Here is a 17,276-nt window from a genome sequence, read left to right as displayed (position 1 = left end):
TTCGTGTCGCCGGACTGACTGAGGAGATATCGTGGACATTGCCCGCAGCATCGTTGGTCTCAACAGCAAGACGAACGAGCTCTATTATCGTCTCAGCGATCATGCGCATTACTGGAAGGTCTATCAGGGCATCGTGGACGAGGCGGTCGCGCCGGCGACGGACATCATCCACCTCGGCTGCGGGCCGCTGTGGTTCGGCAAGGTCGCGACGGTGCCGCTCGACGGCAAGACCATCTACGCGGTCGATCCGGACGAGGAGGCGCTCGCGCGCAACCCGGCGGAGAAGCATATCCGCGCCTACGGCGAGTCGGTCCCGCTGCCGGACGGCTGCGCGGACGTGATCGCCGCGGACCACCTGCTCGAGCACCTCGAGAGGCCCGAGGCGGTGCTGCGCGAGGCGCACCGCCTGCTGCGGCCGGGAGGGCGGTTCGTCTTCACGGCGCCGAACCTCCTCTCCTATTCGGGGCTCGCGACGCACCTGACGCCGCACTGGTTTCATACGCTCTACGTCGGGCTGCTGCGCGGGACGAGCGGCAGCGGAAATTCCAAGCCGTACCCGACGTACTTCCGCATGAACACGGTCTGGGCCGTGAACCGCCTCGCGAAGGCCGCGGGCTTCCGCGTCGACAAGCTCGCTACCGGGGTCGATCACCCGACGTATACGGTGTTGATTCCCGGGCTCCACCAGGCTGCGGTGGCGCTGCACCTCGTGCTCGACAAGGTCGAGGCGCTCGCCCCCTTCCGCATCACGCTCACAGGCAGCCTCGTGCGCGAGTAGCGCACGAACCTGCACCCCGCTCTAGAAGCGGAGGCGGAAGCCGCCACGCCAGGCATCGCGCACGTCGCCGCGCCCGGAGAACACCGTGGCTGCCTGGGGTTTACGGAAGCAGGGATGCCACACGCCCGAGCTGCGCTCCGGCGCGAGCTGGATGCCCTCGACCTCGATGGACTGGCGCCGCACGGCGGCCTCGTCGAGCCTGAGCCGGGAGCACGCGCTCGTCCTGCCGCCGAGGATGTCGTCGAGGACCACGAGCTCCCGAGCGGACAGCTCCACCCTCCGGCGATGTCGTGGGGCTCCGGGGAGAGCTCGATACCCGTCGTGCTCGGCCTCCACGGCGACGTGCGCCGGGGCGCGCTCGAGCTTGCGCACCTCCGCGCGCGCCCGGCGGCCGACGCGGAAGGCGCTCCACACCTCGCTCGAATCCACGTCGCCGAGCTCCACGGTGTTGTGGGCGCGTGTGGAGCGGGTGGTCTGACGGTCGCCGTCGGCCTTGTAGCTGGAGACCCCGTAGTCGACGACAGCGCGCTCTCCGCCGAGCCATAGCTCGAAGGTGAGGGCGTCCGCGTGCACGTGCCCGGGCTGATAGGGGGCACCATCCATCCCTGCGTCGAGCGCGAGCCAGGCCCGGTCGCCGAGCTGCAGGATCACCCAGCCGGTGTCTGCCAGGTGGTCGAACGACGGCGTGTCGTCCGGCGGCGTGCCGGGGGCCCCCCGCTCGCCGCCGGAGGCCCTGTCCGGCATGAAGAGGCCGAGGTCCGCGCCAAGGGCGAGGACCTGGTCGAGCTCGGGCGCGGCGTCGAGCGATGCATCGTTGAAGAGGGGGTACGAGCCGTCCGGCGCGCGCACGGCTGCGGCCCACCCGAGGGCCCTCTCCGCCGTCGTCCGCCAGCTCTCGGGCACCTCGCGCCCGGCCGCTCGCGCAAGCTCGATGGCCTCGAGCAGCCCGGCCGTCAGGGCGAGGTGGTACGACGCGGAGAGCTCGAAATGACCGCCGTCCGCGAGGAACTGCTCCGGGAGCTGCCAGGCCAGGATCGCCGAGCCGAGCCGCCACCACGCCTCGGCCTCGGGCCCGTGGGCCACCGCGCCGCCGCAGACGAGCCCGATCGCGTTTTCGAGGAGGTGATTGGCGAGCAGGTGCAGCTCGAGGCCGAGCGCGACGGCCCGACATGCGCGCGCCAGCTCTGCAGAGAGCCCGGGGCGGCCGAGGCGCGCCGCCACCGCGAGCCGGCGGGCGCGCACCGACGCGGGAAACGGGTGCGACGCGATCGGGTCGTCCCACGCGCTCGGGGCAGGGAGGGTCGGCTCGGCCCCGAGCTCATAGCCGTAGGCGCGCTCGTAGGCATGCAGCAGCGACCCCTCGGGAATGGCAGCCAGCCGCGCGCGCCCGCGCTCCTTCTCCGCGTCGGCGAAGGCCGCGAACCGCGGGCGCGACGCGGCAAAGCCCGGCCGGACGCGCGGCGCCAGGATCGCGCTCGGCCCCCCGCCGAGCGCGCGATGGCCGAGGGCGACCGGGCGGGCGAGCACCTGCAGCGGATGGAGCTGGACGAGGGTGCGGGCGATCCGCGGGACGTTCATCGCTCGCTCCTGCGCTGGCCTTCAGGAGAGCGCGAGCGGCGGATCACGCGCTCCAGCACATCGACATAGTCACGCGCGAGCATGTCGCGCTCGAACGACCGCATCACGTAGGCCCGCCCTGCGGGCCCCATGCGCCTTCGCCTCTCGGGATCGGCGGCGAGCTCGACGATCGCCCGGGTCATGGCCGGTACGTCCTCAGGGGGAGCGAAGACACCGGCGTTCGCCTCCTCGACGATGGACCGCGCTTCGCCGTCAACCGAGATCACGATCGGCCGCTCCATGGCGAGGATCTCGAAGATCTTGGACGGGATGACCGTCTGGAAGAGCTCGGTCTTGCGCAGTGGGACGAGGCAGATATCGGCGGTCGCATACACCTCGGTCATCGCGTCGCGCGGGAGCGCGCCGAGGAACGTCACATTGGAGAGCCCGAGCTCCCGGGCGCGCGCCTCCAGGCTGGCCCGCTCCGCCCCCTCGCCGACGAACAGGAAGCGAATGTCGTCGCGGGCGCGCAGGCCGCTCGCCACGTCGAGCACGGCGGAGAGGCCGTGCGCCATCCCGTGCGTCCCGACGTACGCCACGACGAGCCGCTCACCGAAGCCGAGCTTCTCCCGGAGCGGCGTGTCGCGCGAGGAGGGGGTGAAACGGTCGAGGTCCACGCCGTTCCTGATGACGTCGATCTTGTCGGCGGGGACCCCTCGCTGGGTGAGCCGCTCCCGGAAGCTCTCCGTGACGACAACGATCCCATCGGCCGCCTCGTAGAGGTGCTCCTCGACGCGCGTGAGCCCGCGCACGACCGCGTGCCCGGCCGACAGCGCGCCCACGGCCACGATCGACTCGGGCCAGAGGTCCCGCACCTCGAACACGAACGGCAGCCCGCGGAGCCTGGCGATCCCATAGCCGGCCACGGCCGCGAGGAACTGGGGGCTCGTCGCGATGAGGACGTCGGCCTGCGGCAACCCGAGCTGCGCGAGCGAGAGCGCCGACAGGGCGAAGGACCCGTACGCGAGCGAGCGACGCACCGTGCCCCGGTTGGCGGCGGCGTAGATCCAGGTGCGAAGGACCCGCACTCCGTGGAAGTCCTCTTCCACGCGGATCCGACCTCGGTACGCAGCCGGGATCACCCCTGTCGGGTGGTTCGGCATGCCCGTCAGGACCGTGACCTCGTGTCCGGCGCGCCGCCAGGCCCGGGCGAGCTCGGAGACGCGCGCGGCCGGCGCCCCGGGCTCGGGGGGAAAGTAGGGAGAGACGTAGAGGATGCGCATGAGGGCTTCGGGGAGGTCCTTGCGTGGAGAGCGAGCTGCGCTTCTGGTGGAAGAGGGCCGTCAGCAGCTCAGGATGAGCGCCTTGATCTCCGTTCCGCCATGGATGCTGTCGATGTGCCCGAAGCCACTCTCCGTCCGCGCGAAGAGCGAAGCCTTCTCGGCGTCGCGGTTGTCGATCACAAGGAGAAGCCCGTCAGGCGAAAGGGCGCGCCAGAAATTGCGCGCGGCCAGGCGGATCTGATCATCAGAGAAATAGGCGCGATTCAGGATGTTCGCTGCCTTGACGACCGTCGGCGCGGGGCCGTCCCACGGCTGGAAGATGTCGTGAGGCTTGAGGCGCACGCGGGCGTCTCGGCGCGCGATCTCGCGGAGCTTCGGCTGGACGAGGGATACTTCTGGATAGGCCGGGTCGAAGGGCGGGATGGCGCCGCGCGACCCTGGGAGCACCCAGCGCGACCAGCGGCGCGACCCCGCCGCCGCGGGATAGAACAGGAGGCGCGGGGTGGCCGCAAGGACGCAGGCGCCGTCGGCATCATAGAAGAACGCCCGCCCGCGGTCGTCGGCGCGCACCCGGAGCGAGAGCGCCCTGTCCGTCACATAGTACGCCTCGAAGGCGTCGCCGAGCGCGGCGATCAGATCGAGCGCCGTGCTCCCGTCGGAGGCACCGACATCGAGGACGACGGGGCGCTTCTGCCGAAGCGCTCCCACGAGGAGGGCATCGCTCTGCCGGTGCCTGCCCGGACGCGTCGTCTTGTAGGTGCCGCCCAGCAAGAGGACGGAGATGCGCTCCGAGAACACCTCGGGCGACGTGATCTCCTCGGGCCGGAGCAGAGCCCTCGGGTCCGGGAAGCAGACCCTGCGGGGCAGCATGCGCGCCGGCCAGCCTGAACGGTTCAAACGAACGGGGACTCTCATGATGATAGGGACCTGGCTTCTTCGTTCTTCATGTTCCGGCGCCGCACGCCGCACGGTTCATCCTTGCGGGCGCGCTGTCCCGCGTTGTCCTCGCGCCGGCCAACTCCCCCTCGGCGCGGCTATCGCCCCAGCGCCGACGAGGGGCCGAGGCGCGGGTCGCGCTGGCGCCGCCCGGAGCTCTTGCGTGTCGGGCCGAGCGCCGCCATCCCGCGCCGCAGGTGCGCGACCACCGAGGTGAGCACGAGCACCGCGAGCAGCGCGATCCCCAGCGACACCGCGATCTTGAGCAGCGCGGTCAGCTCACCACGAAACTGGTTGTATGCGAACGAGGCGAGGTTCACCGCCGTGGCGCGGACGAGCAGGGGCGAGCCGCGCGCGCTGGCCACGAGGAGCGGAAGCATGAAGAAGAACGCGCTGAAGACCGCGATCTCGATGGCCGTGCCGGCGAGCCCGAAGTTCAGGTACCCCTCGGTGGCGGCGCCCATCGCGAAGCCGGCGCCGCGGCGCGCGAGGTCGGGGGCCGTCCACAAGGCGTATTGCTGCGCGAGGCCGAGCGGTCGCTCGCTCCAGAGCGGCTTGGGCACCAGGATGAGGAACGCGTTCACCCAGCTTTCACCCGGGTAGCTGATGATGGGCGGCCGCTCGTTCACGATGGTGACGAGGTTGGCGTAAACCCGCTGGAGCTCTCCGATCTCCAGCGGGTTCTCGATCCGATCGAGGTATGCGCTGGCCGACGATATCTGTGCGTCAATCCCTTTGCCCTGCTCGGCGCGGGCGCCTTCCACGAAGAAGCCGTAGAAGACGACGCTCACCATCCCGACGGCCAGCCATACGCGTCGGATCTTGATGCCGTAGGCATGTGCGGCGAGGGCGATGGAGAGGACGAGCCAGACGAGGGGGCCCCGCCGGCCCATGACCGTATTGAGCAGGAAGCTCGCGAAGAAGAATAACCCCGCGAGCGAGATCACCCTCGGCACGGCCAGCCCGGCCTTGCGGAGCGATGCGGCCCGGAGCAGGAGGTAGACGACGGCCACCCCGATGAAATGCCAGCCGCCGAGGAGCAGCCCTTTGCCGTCTGCCTCGAGGTGATTGGAGGCGTAGTTCAACGAGAAGAACCGCCCCACGCCGATCGTGACGATCCACGTGGCCACGAGCCCCAGGCCGACCATGCCGACGAGGATCGTGGCCCAGTCCTGGTCCAGCGTCGCCTTTGGCCTGTGCATCGGGACCATGCGCTGCGTGTCTGGCGCTTCCTGGGGGCGGCTCAGCGCGGTGCACGCGATGGCGCACCCGACCGCGCCGGCATAGGCCACCCGCATGGCTGCCGTCTCATGGCTCGACAAGGAGAACTCGCGGGACATGAGGAGGCGCAGGACAGGTGAGTAGGCGACGCTGAGGAAATAGGTGGCTGGTATGTAGGTCTCTGGATCGAGCGGATGGAAGCGGGGGCCGCCGGCGCGGGCGAGCGACGGGGCGGCCAGCAAGAGCAGGAGGCCGATCGTCCACCCGCGCCCGTCGCCGAGCGCTCCCTCGAGGATCGGGCCGAGGGCCGCCAGCGTCCCGACGAGGAGCGTCGCGGTGATCCGGCCGAGGGGCGTCTTCGTCCGCCGCGCGGGCGCCGCGCCGGCGGCGCGCGCAGCGCCGCGCGCGCGGGGGAGTCTCAGCGAGAGCAACGGCGGCGCTCCTCAGTTCGGCAAGGGGGGTGGGGAGGGAGGTGGAGGACCGTCCGTCGGGGCCGGGGGCGCCGGCTCGGAGGGCGCGTGGTAATAGCCGTCCTTCCTGTCGCCATAGTAGTGGTAAATCCCGTACTCTTGGCGCTTCAGGTCGACGGCGTTCAGCACGACGCCCACGGTCTTGCCGCCGACGTCGAGCAGCGCGCGGATCCCATGGCGCGCGAAGTCGTGCCTCGTCGCGGAGGCGCGCACGACGAGGACCGTGCCATCGACCAGCGTCGACAGCACGGCGCCGTCGGTGACCGCGACGATGGGAGGGCTGTCGATGATGACCCGGTCGAAGCGGCTCTGGAGCTTCTGGAGCAGCGCCTGGAAGCGCTCGCTGTGCAGGAGCTCCGCCGGGTTCGGCGGGATCGGGCCTGCCGGGATGACGTAGAGGTTCTCCACCTCGGTCTTGAGCGCGCTCTCGTCGTCCACCACGGAGTCGTCGAGCAGCGCGCTGGTGACGCCGAGCTCAGGGCTCTTGCCGAAGATCTGGTGGATGCGCGGCTTGCGGAGGTCGCAATCGATGAGGACGACCTTCTGTCCGGCCTGCGCCATGGCGACCGCGATGCAGCAGCACACGGTCGTCTTGCCCTCGCTGGGCCCGGCGCTGGCGATGAGGAGCGTCTTGTAAGGCCGGTCGGGTGACATGAAGAGCAGGTTGGTCCGGATCGCGCGCGCTGCCTCGGCGATCCCGCTCGTCGGCTGATCGTGCACGACGAGCTCGCGCCGGCCCAGCTGGGGCGCGGTCTTGCCGCGGTGGCGCGCCCTGCGGCGCTGGGCTTCCTTCTGGTCCCGCTTGTCGAACTCCGGGAGGAGGCCGAGGAAGGGCAGCCCGAGCTCCCGCTCGACCTCATCCGGCGTCCGCAGCGTGCGATCGAGCATCGCCCGCGCCAGCGCCGCGCCGATCCCGAGGAGCAGCCCGGCGAGGATGCCTATCCCGATGTTGACGCCGACGCGCGGCCGCAGCGCGGTGAGCGGGAAGTTCGGCCGATCGAGGATGTGGATGTTGTTCACCCGAAGCATTCGCTGGAGATCGCTCTCCTTCGTGCGCTCCAGGACGAGCTGGTACAGCTTCTCTGTGTTGTCCTTCGTCCTGCGGAGTCGATCGTACTCGATCTTGAGGGAGTTCAGCTCGAACGCCTGCTTCTTCGCGTCCTCGAGCAGCCCCACGAGGCCCCCCTCCTGACGCTTCACGATGGCGAGATCGCGGTTGACCGCTCCCTGAACGTTCTTGATCTCGGCGATCAGCGCGCTCCTGTTGGCGGCGACCCGCTCGGTCGCGGCGCGGACGTCGGGGTGGTTTTCCCCCTTGCCGGAGCCGATGAGCGCGTCGCGCTCACGGACGCACTCCTCCTGGCGCGCGCGCAGCATCTGGAGGACCGGGCTCTGGATGAGCTCGGAGGCGGGGAGGTCGAGCGGGGTGTTCGGGTCGAGCTTCGACAGCTCGTGGCTCCGGGCCGCGAACTCTTCACGCTTCGTGCGCACGGACGTGAGAGCGTCGTTGATCTGCTTCATCTCCTCGCGCAGCAGGTTCGTCTTGTCCTCGAAATCGACGTCGAGGATGTTCTTGCTGAGCTTGTATTCGTGGAGCGACGTCTCGCTCGTCTCGAGATCGTTCTTCAGCTTGTCGAGCTGCGCCCGGAGCCAATCGACTGCTGAGTTCGTCGAGGCGACCGCGTCATCGAGGTTCTGCTCGATGTAGATGTCCATCAACGTGGACAGGATGCGCTGAGCCCGCTCGCGATCCGCGTCGTTGTAGCGGATCACCGCGAGGCGGCTGTCCTTCACCGGCTCGACCGCGAGCCGCTCGCGCAGGATCTCCGCGGCCTCCTCCGGGGTCACGGACATCGGCTCGGGCGAGGCCGCGTCCTTCGGGAGGTCCTTCAGAAAATAGGCATCGTTCTGCAGGTTGAGCTGGGCGACGACCGCCAGCGCCACCCGGATGGACCGGATGACCTTGTACTGGGTCTCATAGTACTCGCGGTTGTTCCAGTACGAGCCGGCGCCCATGTCGACCACGGTGTCGACCCCGCGGCCGAGCGGACGAGGAGGGTTCGGATCGAACTGCACCGTCGCCGCGGACTGATAGATCTTCTTCTGCCCGAGCGTATAGAACGTGACGCTGAGGGCGACCAGGAGCAGGGTGGTCAGCGCGATGGCCCAGTGCTTGCTGACCGTTCGCCAGGTGACGACGAGGTCGAACGTGCGCTCGCCTGAGATGTCGTCGCGGGGAGCGATCGTGGAAGGGGCTCTGGATTCGTCGGCCATAAGTCATGCGCTCGAAGCGCCTTCGTGGAGGGTAGAGGTCCGCGCGGAGGGCTAAGGTGCCCGCGGCGTCTCCAAAATTCAAGCCGGGGTTCTCAATAGGGGGACAATGTGGTATAATGTGCGCATCGTGACAATGCGCGGCCTGGCGGCGGGGGAGCGTCGGAGGAGGCGGGGTGCGGCACATTCTCGCGCGGTGCGACGCTCGCGCCGATGGAGTACACTCCGGCCGCGCGTTCGGAAGCGAGAAACGCGTTCGGGCAGTCAGAATGGAACGATCGTCCTTCATGGCGCGCGGCGCGGTCGCGAGCGCCGTTTGCTCTGCGCTCCTCCTCGAGGGGGCCTCGGCCTTCGCCGACTGGCCATCTGCCCGTCACGACGCGCAGCGCACGGGCGCCACGACGTCCACGAGCAATATCGTGAAGCCGGCGCCCTACTGGCGGGCGTACCTCGGCGGTGTCCTCTCGACAGGCCGGGTGCTCGCAGGGGATGTGAACCAGGACGGCGATATCGACCTGATCTTTGTGTCCGGCGGCCGCGTCGTCCTCTCCGATCCGCTGGGGTTCGTCCGCTGGCGCACCCCATCGCTGGGATTGCAGACGCTGCACTCCGTCGACGATCTCGACGGAGACGGGCGGGTCGAGATCGTCGCGCTGAGCGGCGCGGGCGCAGCGGTCATCGATGGATCGAGCGGAGCCATCCTGTGGCGCGAGGACGCCTCGGAGCTCGGGACGCTCGGGGCCGCGCGCCTCGCGGATTTCAACGGCGACGGTCATCTCGATCTCTTCCTGGACGAGTGCGGCTGTTGCGCGGTGCGCACGGACAGCCCTGGTGTCATCTACAGCTTCGCTGGGGGGTTCGGTGCTGTCGAGAGGTTGCCGCCTCCTCCGCGGCGCACGCGCTGCAACGCGACGATCGACACCGTGGGCGACTGGAACGGAGACGGCGCCGACGATCTCCTCGTGTCCTCGTATGACCAGCTGTTCCTCGTCTCGGGAACAGGGGACGTCTTCGCGAAGTCGGCCAGCATCGGCGCCCACCTCGGCGGGGCCGTCTGCGAGGCGGTGACCCTGGGCGACCCGGCCAGCCCCGGTCAGCTCGCGCTCTGCTTCCAGAATCGGGTCCGCAACAACCAGGGCGCGCGCGAGGTCACCCTGCTCGCGTACAGGCCGGACGAGAGCCCGTCGCTGGCTGTGGTCTGGCGAAAAACCCTCAGCCCCAAGGACGGCGGCGATGCCCGCGCCCCGACGCGCCTCGCGTGGGATCTCGACGGCGACGGCGCGCTCGAGGTGGTGGCGAGCGGCAAGGTGGGCGAAACCTGGACGACCTTCGTGCTCGATGCAGCCACGGGCGCCGAGCTCGCTACCATTCCTGATGCGATAGCGCAGGGCGCGGTGCCAGGAGATGCCGGCTCCGAGCAATGGCTCGTCACGTCGCTCGAAGAGCGCGTGTCGGCGTTCCGGTTCAGCCGAGCCGGCGGTGGCTCGCTGGAGCGGCTCTGGTCGCTGGACGGCGAGCGGGTGCGCACGCGGTTCGACTGGGCAAGATCCCGCAGGACGAACCTCGGCTTCTCGCTGGTGACTCCGGATCTCACGGGCGACGGACGTGGTGAGCTCGTGCTGGAGTCGACGTCGGAGCCCGTGGCGCTCACCGCGGTCGACATGCGGGGAGGCGGGACATCGGTCGCGGGCGTCTATGCCGTCGAGTCCGGCAGCGGCGTCGCGGCGCTCGAGCTGCCCGTCGCGACGTCTCCCTCGTGGCCGCGGCTGGTGGTCTCCCGGGCCGATGGGTTCCTCACGCTGCTCGACGCGTCGTTCGAGCCCTCGAACCTCGTGCGGGAGGGGCGCGACGTCCTGCCCGGGATGCGCGTCGGCGGTTTCTATACAGGTCCTGGCGCCTACGTCAATTTTGGCCGCGCCCCGCTCGCCGCGAGGTTCTCTCCGGAGGACGCCGCCGCCAGCGTCGTGGTCGTCGACAGCCGGGGCGACCTCCTCCGGATCGCGTCCGACGGCGCGAGCAATGTGGCGCCGGCCAAGCCCGCCTGGCGCGTGAAGGACGCGTTCGGCGCGTCCATCGTGCCCGCCGAGGGGAGCTCGCCCGCGACGCTCGCGTGCTTCAGGCGGATGCACCCGCTCACCGATCCGGTGAAGTACGCCGTCGCGACGCTCGACGCGAACGGCAGGCAGACGAGCGAGACCCCGCTCGAGAAGCCCCCCGTGTGGGACGTGCTGCACGGGGATCTCGACGGAGACGGCGCGCGCGAGCTCGTGGCGGTCACGGTCGATCCGAGCCTGCACACCGACGTCCTCGCGATCGAACGCAGCGGCGGAGAGCGGTGGAGACACCGTATCGACGCCTCCGGCGGCACCCAGGCTGTCGCGATCGCCGACTGGAACGGCGACGGCGCGGAGGACGTGGCGGTCGCGATCAACAAGGCCAAGGTGCTCTCGGGTCGGAACGGCACCCCCCTCGGCGAGAACCCGGAGACGCTGCTCTATTTCATGCCCATCCTCGCCGACGTGTCGGGAGATCATCGGCTCGAGATGACCCTGCAGGGCGGGTATGCCCCTGCGCGGGCGCTGCCGAACGACCTGAGCGCCGCGCTGTGGAAGGGCGCGGAGGACATCCGTCCCTACCCGCACGGCGCGATCGCGAGCTGCGACGGCAAGACCGTCCTCATCGAGGGGTCGTTCATGAACCCGGCGCGACTGACGTTCTCCGTGCTCGAGGCCGCCGGCGGGGGGCGATCGAGCTTCATCGTCCTTGCGGGCGACGGCGCGTTCGACGCGGAGGCCGCCGCAGCGCAGGCGGGCGCCCCGATGGGCCAGCTCGGAGACGTGGCGATCTCGCGGAACCTGACCGGGCGCGCGTCCGCCGGTCCGACCGCCCTCGTCGGCTCCACGAACGGCTTTCTCTATGCGGTCGACGCGTGCTCGGCGCGCCTCGTGTGGTCGTATGCTTTCGGCAGCCCCGTCGGCTCACCGAGCCTCGCAGACACCGACGGTGACGGCCACGACGACATCCTCGTGAGCGTGGCAGATGGCTACCTCTACGACATGCGCCACGAGATCCTGCCGGCGCCCGAGCTCGTCTGGGATGTCGATCCGAGCAGGGGCGATCAGGGCGAGGACATCGACGAGATCGAGACCAGAGACACGCTCCATATGAGATGGTCGAAGGTCGACGGCGCGGCGTCGTATCAGGTGACGGTCGTGGGGGGGCAAGGCGATTACCTGAGCTCGCCTGCGTGGCAGGACGTCGGCGACGTCGCCGAGGCCTCGATCGGCGGGCTGCCGCTCCTCGACGGGGCGAAGTACTACGTCGGCGTGCGGGCGGTCTCTGCCGCCGGGCTCTCGCCGGACCGGGGGTCGGACGGCGTGATCGTGAGGGTGCCGCAGGGCCAGGGGGGAGGCGGCGGGGCAGGAGGCGCTGACGGCGGTGGCGGGGTAGGGGGCGCTGGCGGCGGTGGCGGGGCAGGGGGCGCCGGCGGCGCGGGTCCCGGCGGAGCCGGCACGGCTGGATGGGACGACACGCTGCTCTACGGCCGTGGCTGCGTCTGCAGCGAGGTGCCAGGGCAGCGCCCGGCCTCGTGGGCGGCCGGCCTCGGCGGTGTCGCCTTGGCGCTCGTTGCCCTCGTCCGGGCCCGCGGCTCGACGAGCGCCTCGCCGAGCCGCCGCGCGACCAGGGCACCTCGTGGGCGCTGGCCGCACGACGGGCGGCCGGCACGCTAGAAGCTGATGCCTCCACCGAGCGCCACCGTGAGCGCGAAGGCTGCTGTCAGCAGGAGTATCGCGGCGAGCGTGTACCGTCGCACCGGCGCATCGATCACGAAGGCGAGGCGCGCCACGCCGACCAGCACCGAGGGGCCGAACACACCGAAATGGCGGACCAGGAGCGTCGGCGCCAGCAGGAGCCATCCGGCCACACATGCGCTGCTCAGCAAGCTGCCTGCCGCGAGCATGCGGCGCGAACCCGGGCCAGAGAAGTAGATGCACATGGCGTCCGTGATGAGCGGAGCCATCCCCGAGACCAGCATCGTCATCGTCATGGCGTCGCGCGCGGCGCCCGAGTACGGCAGCGCGGGGATCCGGACCGTGAAGATCACGTAGATGGTCGCGCCGACGATCGAGAGCAGGGCGGCCGGCGGCAGCCAGGCGCGCAGGGCGCGTGCCTGCCAGGCCGCCTCGTCTCCCGACCTGCTCGCGCCCGCGATGGCGCGCGCGGCGAACGCCTGCGAAGCCTGGGAGAGCACCACGGCGAACGACCAGTAGAGCACCTGCTGCCCGACGCGATGGTCGCCGATGAGCTTCAGGTTGGCGCTGAGCGAGATCGGGTAAACGAGGACCGTCGAGAAGTTCGCAATGGAGTACGGAAATGCGCGCCGGACGACGAGCACCGCGTAACGTGCGGCGCGCCGGAGCCGGGTCGGGCGCAGGAGGAGCAGCGCGGGCGAGGCGCCGGCGATCCCGATCGCGACGGCGACGGCATCGGGGCGCCCCGCCAGCGCGGCCAGCATGGAAGCGCCGGGGGAGAAGACGAGGAGCACCGCGAGCGCGTGCAAATACCGCCCCCGGAGCTGCCAGATCGGCCAGATGCTCGGCGAGGCGGCGGCGAGCAGCGAGCACGCGCTGAAGAGCGCGGTGACCACCCCCGCCGTCCCGCCCAGCCCCGAGGTCAGCTCGTGGGTGAGCGTGCAGCTGAAGGCGAACGCGGCGATGAGGGCGATGGCGCCGCCCACGAGCGCGCGGCCGCCCCTGGTCGCGAAGGCGCGCGCCCGGCGCGCAAGGATCGGCGCGAGGCCGGCGGAGACCAGCGCGACGACGACCATCCCTCGCGATGTGTAGTTGGCGAGCGCGGCGAGCGCCGCGGGCGTGGCCGACAGCGCGAGCGCCCACTGGGCGGCGAGCGAGGCGGCGCGGGGCAGGATGACGGCGAAAGCGACCCCGGCGCCGCCGTGCATTCCAGCGCGCAGCAACGACGACAGCTTCACAGGGCGATTCGCGGGAGATTGAGGAAGGCGAGCATGGCCACGATCGCGCACAATCTACCTACGGGCTGAGCGACGGCGCCAGCGCCTTCGCCTTCTCCTCGAGGACCCGCTTGCGCAGCGCGGGGTCCTGCCCCCCGCGCCGCTGCAGCAGGCGCTCCAGCGCCTTCGACGCCTCGATGTGCGCGCCCGCGCGGCTCGCGGCGTCGGCCAGCTTGAGGAGGCGCTCCTCCGTCGGCTCGTCCTGCGCTGCCCGCGCGTAGTAGGTCACGGCCGACGGATAGTCCCCGCGCGCCGCGAGCAGGTCGCCGGCCCATGTCGACGTCGCCGCGCACGCCGCGAGCGAGGTGCACGACGCGGAGAGCAGCTCGCGGAGCGCGGGGAGGAGCCTCTCGGACGAGGCCATCTGCGCCGCCGCGACGACCCGCAGGCGAAGACAGCCCGCCCGGTTGTCCAGCCGCTCGCAGCTCCCCGCGAGCAGCTGCTCCGCCTCCGCGCCCTTCTTGCTCAGGAGGAGGAGCCGCGCCCTCAGCTGGACCGCGAAGAACGAGCGGTCGTCGAGCCCCTGCACCGCCGCGGCGTGCGCCTCGATCTCCCGCTCGCAGGCGGCCCTCCGCGCGTCGTCACCGCCGCAGCGGGCGGAGCCCGGGGCCTCCAGCATCGCGAGCAGCGCATCGCCGGCGGCCCAGTGCGCTCCGACCCGCGCGCGGTCGCGCGCGATCGCCTCCTCCGCGCAGCGCAGGCGCAGGTCGACCTCCTCCCGGCGGTCGCCCGCGGTGGCCATGCGCTCGAGCACCTCGACCCCGGCCTTGCCTTCCGGCACGGCCCGCAGCAGCTCCTCCCACGTCTGGGTCCACTGCCGGGCGAGCCCCGCGGCGGTGGCGGTCACGCCGGGGTCGTCCTCCACGGCGAGCCGCAGGCTCAGGAGCGCCTGCTCCTTGGCGCCGCGCGACGCGAGCACCTCCGCGAGCAGGAGGTGAGCGCGCCCGTGGCGGCGCGAGCGCTCGAGCGTGCGCTGGAGCCATGGGATGGGGCTCTCGCCGCTGCCCCGCAGCGCGGCGACCGCGCCGAGCAACGGGAAGTACGGCTCCGCGGGGTGGCGGAGGATCGCCGCGCGGAGCTCCTCGCGGAAGCGTGGCCAGCCGGCGCCGCTCGCCGCGCCGGCGTCGCTCTGCGCGCGCAGCGATCGGCGGTCGTGGTCGACGTCGCGCCAGCCGAAGCGCACCATCAGGGAGACGAGCACGAGCGCGGAGACCGCCGCGCAACCCGCCGCCTGCCACGGCCGCCACCGCTCCGGGCCGGGCTCGCCCGCCGGAGCCTCCAGCCGCGGCCGCTCGCCGTAGGCATCACCCCAGAGCGAGCCCAGGGTCGCCGCGAGCGCGATGCTGACGCCTGGCACCTCGAGCCCGAGATCGAACAGGTTCTGGAGGAGGAGCACCGCGCAGCCGACCCAGGCGCCCAGCGCCGCCGTGCTCGCGCGCAGGGCGATCTTCCCCGGGCGAAACGCGACGCCGAGCGCGACGAGCGAGGCCGCCGCGACCGGAGCGCCCCACTCGGCCGCCCACTGGATCACGACGTTCTCGGCGTGCGTGAACACGATGTTCCCTGGCGACTGTCGGTACGCGGGGAACACCGTCTCGAATGCGCCGCGCCCGATGCCGAGGAGCCAGTGATCCGCGAGCAGCGGGAGCGTCGAGCGAAAGAGCGACAGCTTGTCGAGGTTGTCGTCCGCCATCTCCGAGAGCGTGCGGTTCGTCGCGGCGAGCGCGGCCAGCAGCGCGCCGCCGCCGATGGCCACGCTCAGCAGCCAGGCCGCCGCGCCCCGGCCGCGGGCGGCGGCGCGGTGCCTGCCGCGCCGCCGCCGCGAGAGCAACGCGAAGAGGGCGAGGCCGAGCGGCAGCGCCAGCAGCCCTCCGCGAGACGACGCGATGATGCCGACCCCGACGATCGTGGTGAGCCCGACGCCGATGACCCAGGCCGGCAGGTGCGGCCTGCTCGTGAGCAGCAGCCCGACCCCCGAGAGGACGCCGAGGTTCAGGTAACCGGCGAGGTTGTTCGGGTTGAGCAGCGGCCCGACGTGCCATGACGCCACCGAGAACCGCGGTTGATACAGGCCGAAGACGGTCGTCGCGCCGAGCAGCCCGTGGGCGATCGTCGTGAGCGCGGCGAGGAACGCGCTGCCGAAGACCAGGGTGATCCCGAGCTTCGCGCCGCGCCGCGCGCCGACGAACGCGGCCGTGATGAAGACACCGGTATAGGTCAACCATTTCACGGCCTCGACCAGCGTGGCCCCGGGGTCGAGCGAGACGCTGGCGTACCGCGGCGCCGCCTCGCCGAGCGGCATCAGGGAGCGCGACCAGATGTCGGCGCTCGCCGGCGAGAGCCGCTCGAGCCACGCGAGGGGCATCGGCACGGCCTGCAGCAGGGTATACGCGGTCAAGCCGAGCAGCGTGAGCGCCGGCAGCGTCTTCACGTGAGACGCCTCGCCGCCGAGCGCGCTGGCGCGGAGCGAGAGCGCGGCGGCGATCGCCACGACCGCGGACACCAGGGCCAGCGTCGGCGTATGGACAGCGCCGATGGAGAGCACGGACCCGGCGACGGTGGCCCCGAGCAGCCACGGGATCACGCGCTCGGCGACCGGCGGTGCGGCGCCTCCTGGGCGGCCCCGCGCCGCGGCGCCCATCGAGCGCCGGAGCTCGGCGGGCGACCTCAGCTTCGGGCGTGTGGAGTCCGTCGTCACGGCCGGACAGGGTAGTCGATCTGCGCCGCAGAGGGACGGGATCGCTCACGGTAGCATCGAGTCGACCGAGTCGACCGAGTCGACCTGCGCACTCCCGGGATTGACCGAGAGAGTGTGAGATGACGAGCATCCATCCATGAGCGCTGTCGCGCTCCGCCGCGCATCAACGGGCCTTCTTTCGCGTTCACCGCCGTGCGGTCGAGCTCGAAGCGGTCGCTCGATGCGCCCCTCTCGCGCGCTCCCGACCACGCCTCTGGCGAGCAGCTCGCCGTCGCGACCTGCTCCGAGGAAGGCGCTCGCGCAGCCTCGCTGCTGGTGTAGAGTGCGCCGCGTGCTCACGCTCCCGGCACATCCTCTGCTCGAAGTCGCCGCCTTCGTCACGACGTTCCCCGCGCCGCTCGGCGAGCTGCAGGGGAGCGACGCGCTCCGCGGCCTCCTGTCCGACAAGGCCTCGGCCCCGTTCCGCTCGGACGACGCCGTGCGGTCGGCGGTCCGCGATCTGCTCCGGCACGGCGGCTACAAGCCGACCGGAAGGGGCAAGCCGGCCTCCGAGTACCTCATCCGCGCCGCCGAGGGGGGATCGCTCGCGGCCATCAACGCGGCCGTGGACGCGTGCAACGCCGTGTCGCTGCACACCGGCCTGCCCATCAGCGTGATCGATCTCGACCGCGCCCGCCCGCCGCTCCGCATCGAGGTCGCGCCCGCTGGCGCCCGCTACGTGTTCAACGCCTCGGGGCAGGAGATCGATCTCGAGGGGCTCCTCTGCGTCTTCGACGCGGAAGGCCCGTGCGCGAACGCGGTGAAGGACGCGCAGCGGACGAAGACGCACGCGGGGACGACCCGCACGCTCTCGGTCCTCTGGGGCAGCCGCGCGCTGCCGGGCCGCGCGGCGGGGGCGGCCGCCTGGTACAAGGAGCTGCTCGCCGGCGTCGGCGCGGCGACCTCGGACGCGCCGCTCGTGGCCTGATCGCCCCGGCGCGCGGGCGCGCTGGCCGGCGCCTCCCGCGCACGCCGGTGTGCGCGCCGCCGCTGC

The 17,276-nt window shown here is 71.4% G+C and carries 10 protein-coding genes; 3 read left to right on the top strand and 7 right to left on the bottom strand.

The genetic code is table 11. From position 1 onward, the window contains the following. Positions 1-31 precede the first annotated feature (31 nt). Entirely contained in the window at positions 32-778 is a 747-nt protein-coding gene (locus WMF14_RS39475; RefSeq protein ID WP_437794958.1) for a class I SAM-dependent methyltransferase, read from the top strand. Between the two features lie 21 nt (positions 779-799). Here the strand turns inward: WMF14_RS39475 and WMF14_RS39470 are convergent, their stop codons facing one another. The 5 genes from WMF14_RS39470 to WMF14_RS39450 all read right to left on the bottom strand — a co-directional run bounded on the left by WMF14_RS39470 (position 800) and on the right by WMF14_RS39450 (position 8,519). Beyond that, positions 800-2,356: a heparinase II/III domain-containing protein gene (locus WMF14_RS39470; RefSeq protein WP_437325147.1), complete on the bottom strand. Its 1,557-nt coding sequence runs from the start codon at positions 2,354-2,356 to the stop codon at positions 800-802. Beyond that, positions 2,353-3,618, bottom strand: a complete 1,266-nt coding sequence (locus WMF14_RS39465; RefSeq protein WP_437794954.1) for a glycosyltransferase family 4 protein — start codon at positions 3,616-3,618, stop codon at positions 2,353-2,355. The genes WMF14_RS39470 and WMF14_RS39465 overlap by 4 nt, the downstream gene beginning before the upstream one ends. A 60-nt stretch (positions 3,619-3,678) precedes the next feature. Further along, a complete protein-coding gene (locus WMF14_RS39460; RefSeq protein WP_437794952.1) occupies positions 3,679-4,488 on the bottom strand; it encodes a hypothetical protein in 810 nt (269 codons plus the stop codon). A gap of 164 nt (positions 4,489-4,652) precedes the next feature. After that, positions 4,653-6,206, bottom strand: a complete 1,554-nt coding sequence (locus tag WMF14_RS39455) for a hypothetical protein (protein WP_437794950.1) — start codon at positions 6,204-6,206, stop codon at positions 4,653-4,655. 12 nt (positions 6,207-6,218) lie between these two features. Then, entirely contained in the window at positions 6,219-8,519 is a 2,301-nt protein-coding gene (locus WMF14_RS39450) for a GumC family protein (RefSeq protein WP_437794947.1), read from the bottom strand. A 266-nt stretch (positions 8,520-8,785) separates the two neighbouring features. On the opposite strand from WMF14_RS39450, the gene WMF14_RS39445 reads away from it, so the two are divergent. Next, positions 8,786-12,247, top strand: coding sequence for an FG-GAP repeat domain-containing protein (locus WMF14_RS39445; RefSeq protein WP_437794946.1), 3,462 nt, complete (start codon positions 8,786-8,788; stop codon positions 12,245-12,247). On the opposite strand, the gene WMF14_RS39440 is transcribed toward WMF14_RS39445, so the two are convergent. Continuing rightward, positions 12,244-13,506 carry a hypothetical protein gene (locus tag WMF14_RS39440; protein ID WP_437794944.1) on the bottom strand — a complete coding sequence of 421 codons (1,263 nt, stop codon included), beginning with the start codon at positions 13,504-13,506 and terminating at the stop codon, positions 12,244-12,246. The genes WMF14_RS39445 and WMF14_RS39440 overlap by 4 nt on opposite strands. A gap of 58 nt (positions 13,507-13,564) precedes the next feature. Beyond that, the gene (locus WMF14_RS39435) at positions 13,565-16,243 is read right to left on the bottom strand and encodes an O-antigen ligase family protein (protein WP_437794941.1); all 2,679 of its coding nucleotides are present in this window, start codon (positions 16,241-16,243) and stop codon (positions 13,565-13,567) included. Positions 16,244-16,574: 331 nt separating this feature from the next. On the opposite strand from WMF14_RS39435, the gene WMF14_RS39430 reads away from it, so the two are divergent. Next, positions 16,575-17,210, top strand: a complete 636-nt coding sequence (locus WMF14_RS39430; RefSeq protein ID WP_437794938.1) for a phenylalanine--tRNA ligase beta subunit-related protein — start codon at positions 16,575-16,577, stop codon at positions 17,208-17,210. The last annotated feature ends 66 nt before the right edge of the window (positions 17,211-17,276 follow it).

Origin of the sequence: Sorangium sp. So ce693 (assembly GCF_051521375.1) — a bacterium.
In the GTDB taxonomy this organism is placed as follows: Bacteria; Myxococcota_A; Polyangia; order Polyangiales; family Polyangiaceae; genus Sorangium; species Sorangium atrum.
Note: the sequence above shows the minus strand (reverse complement) of the source record. Positions and strands in the feature narration are given on the sequence as shown.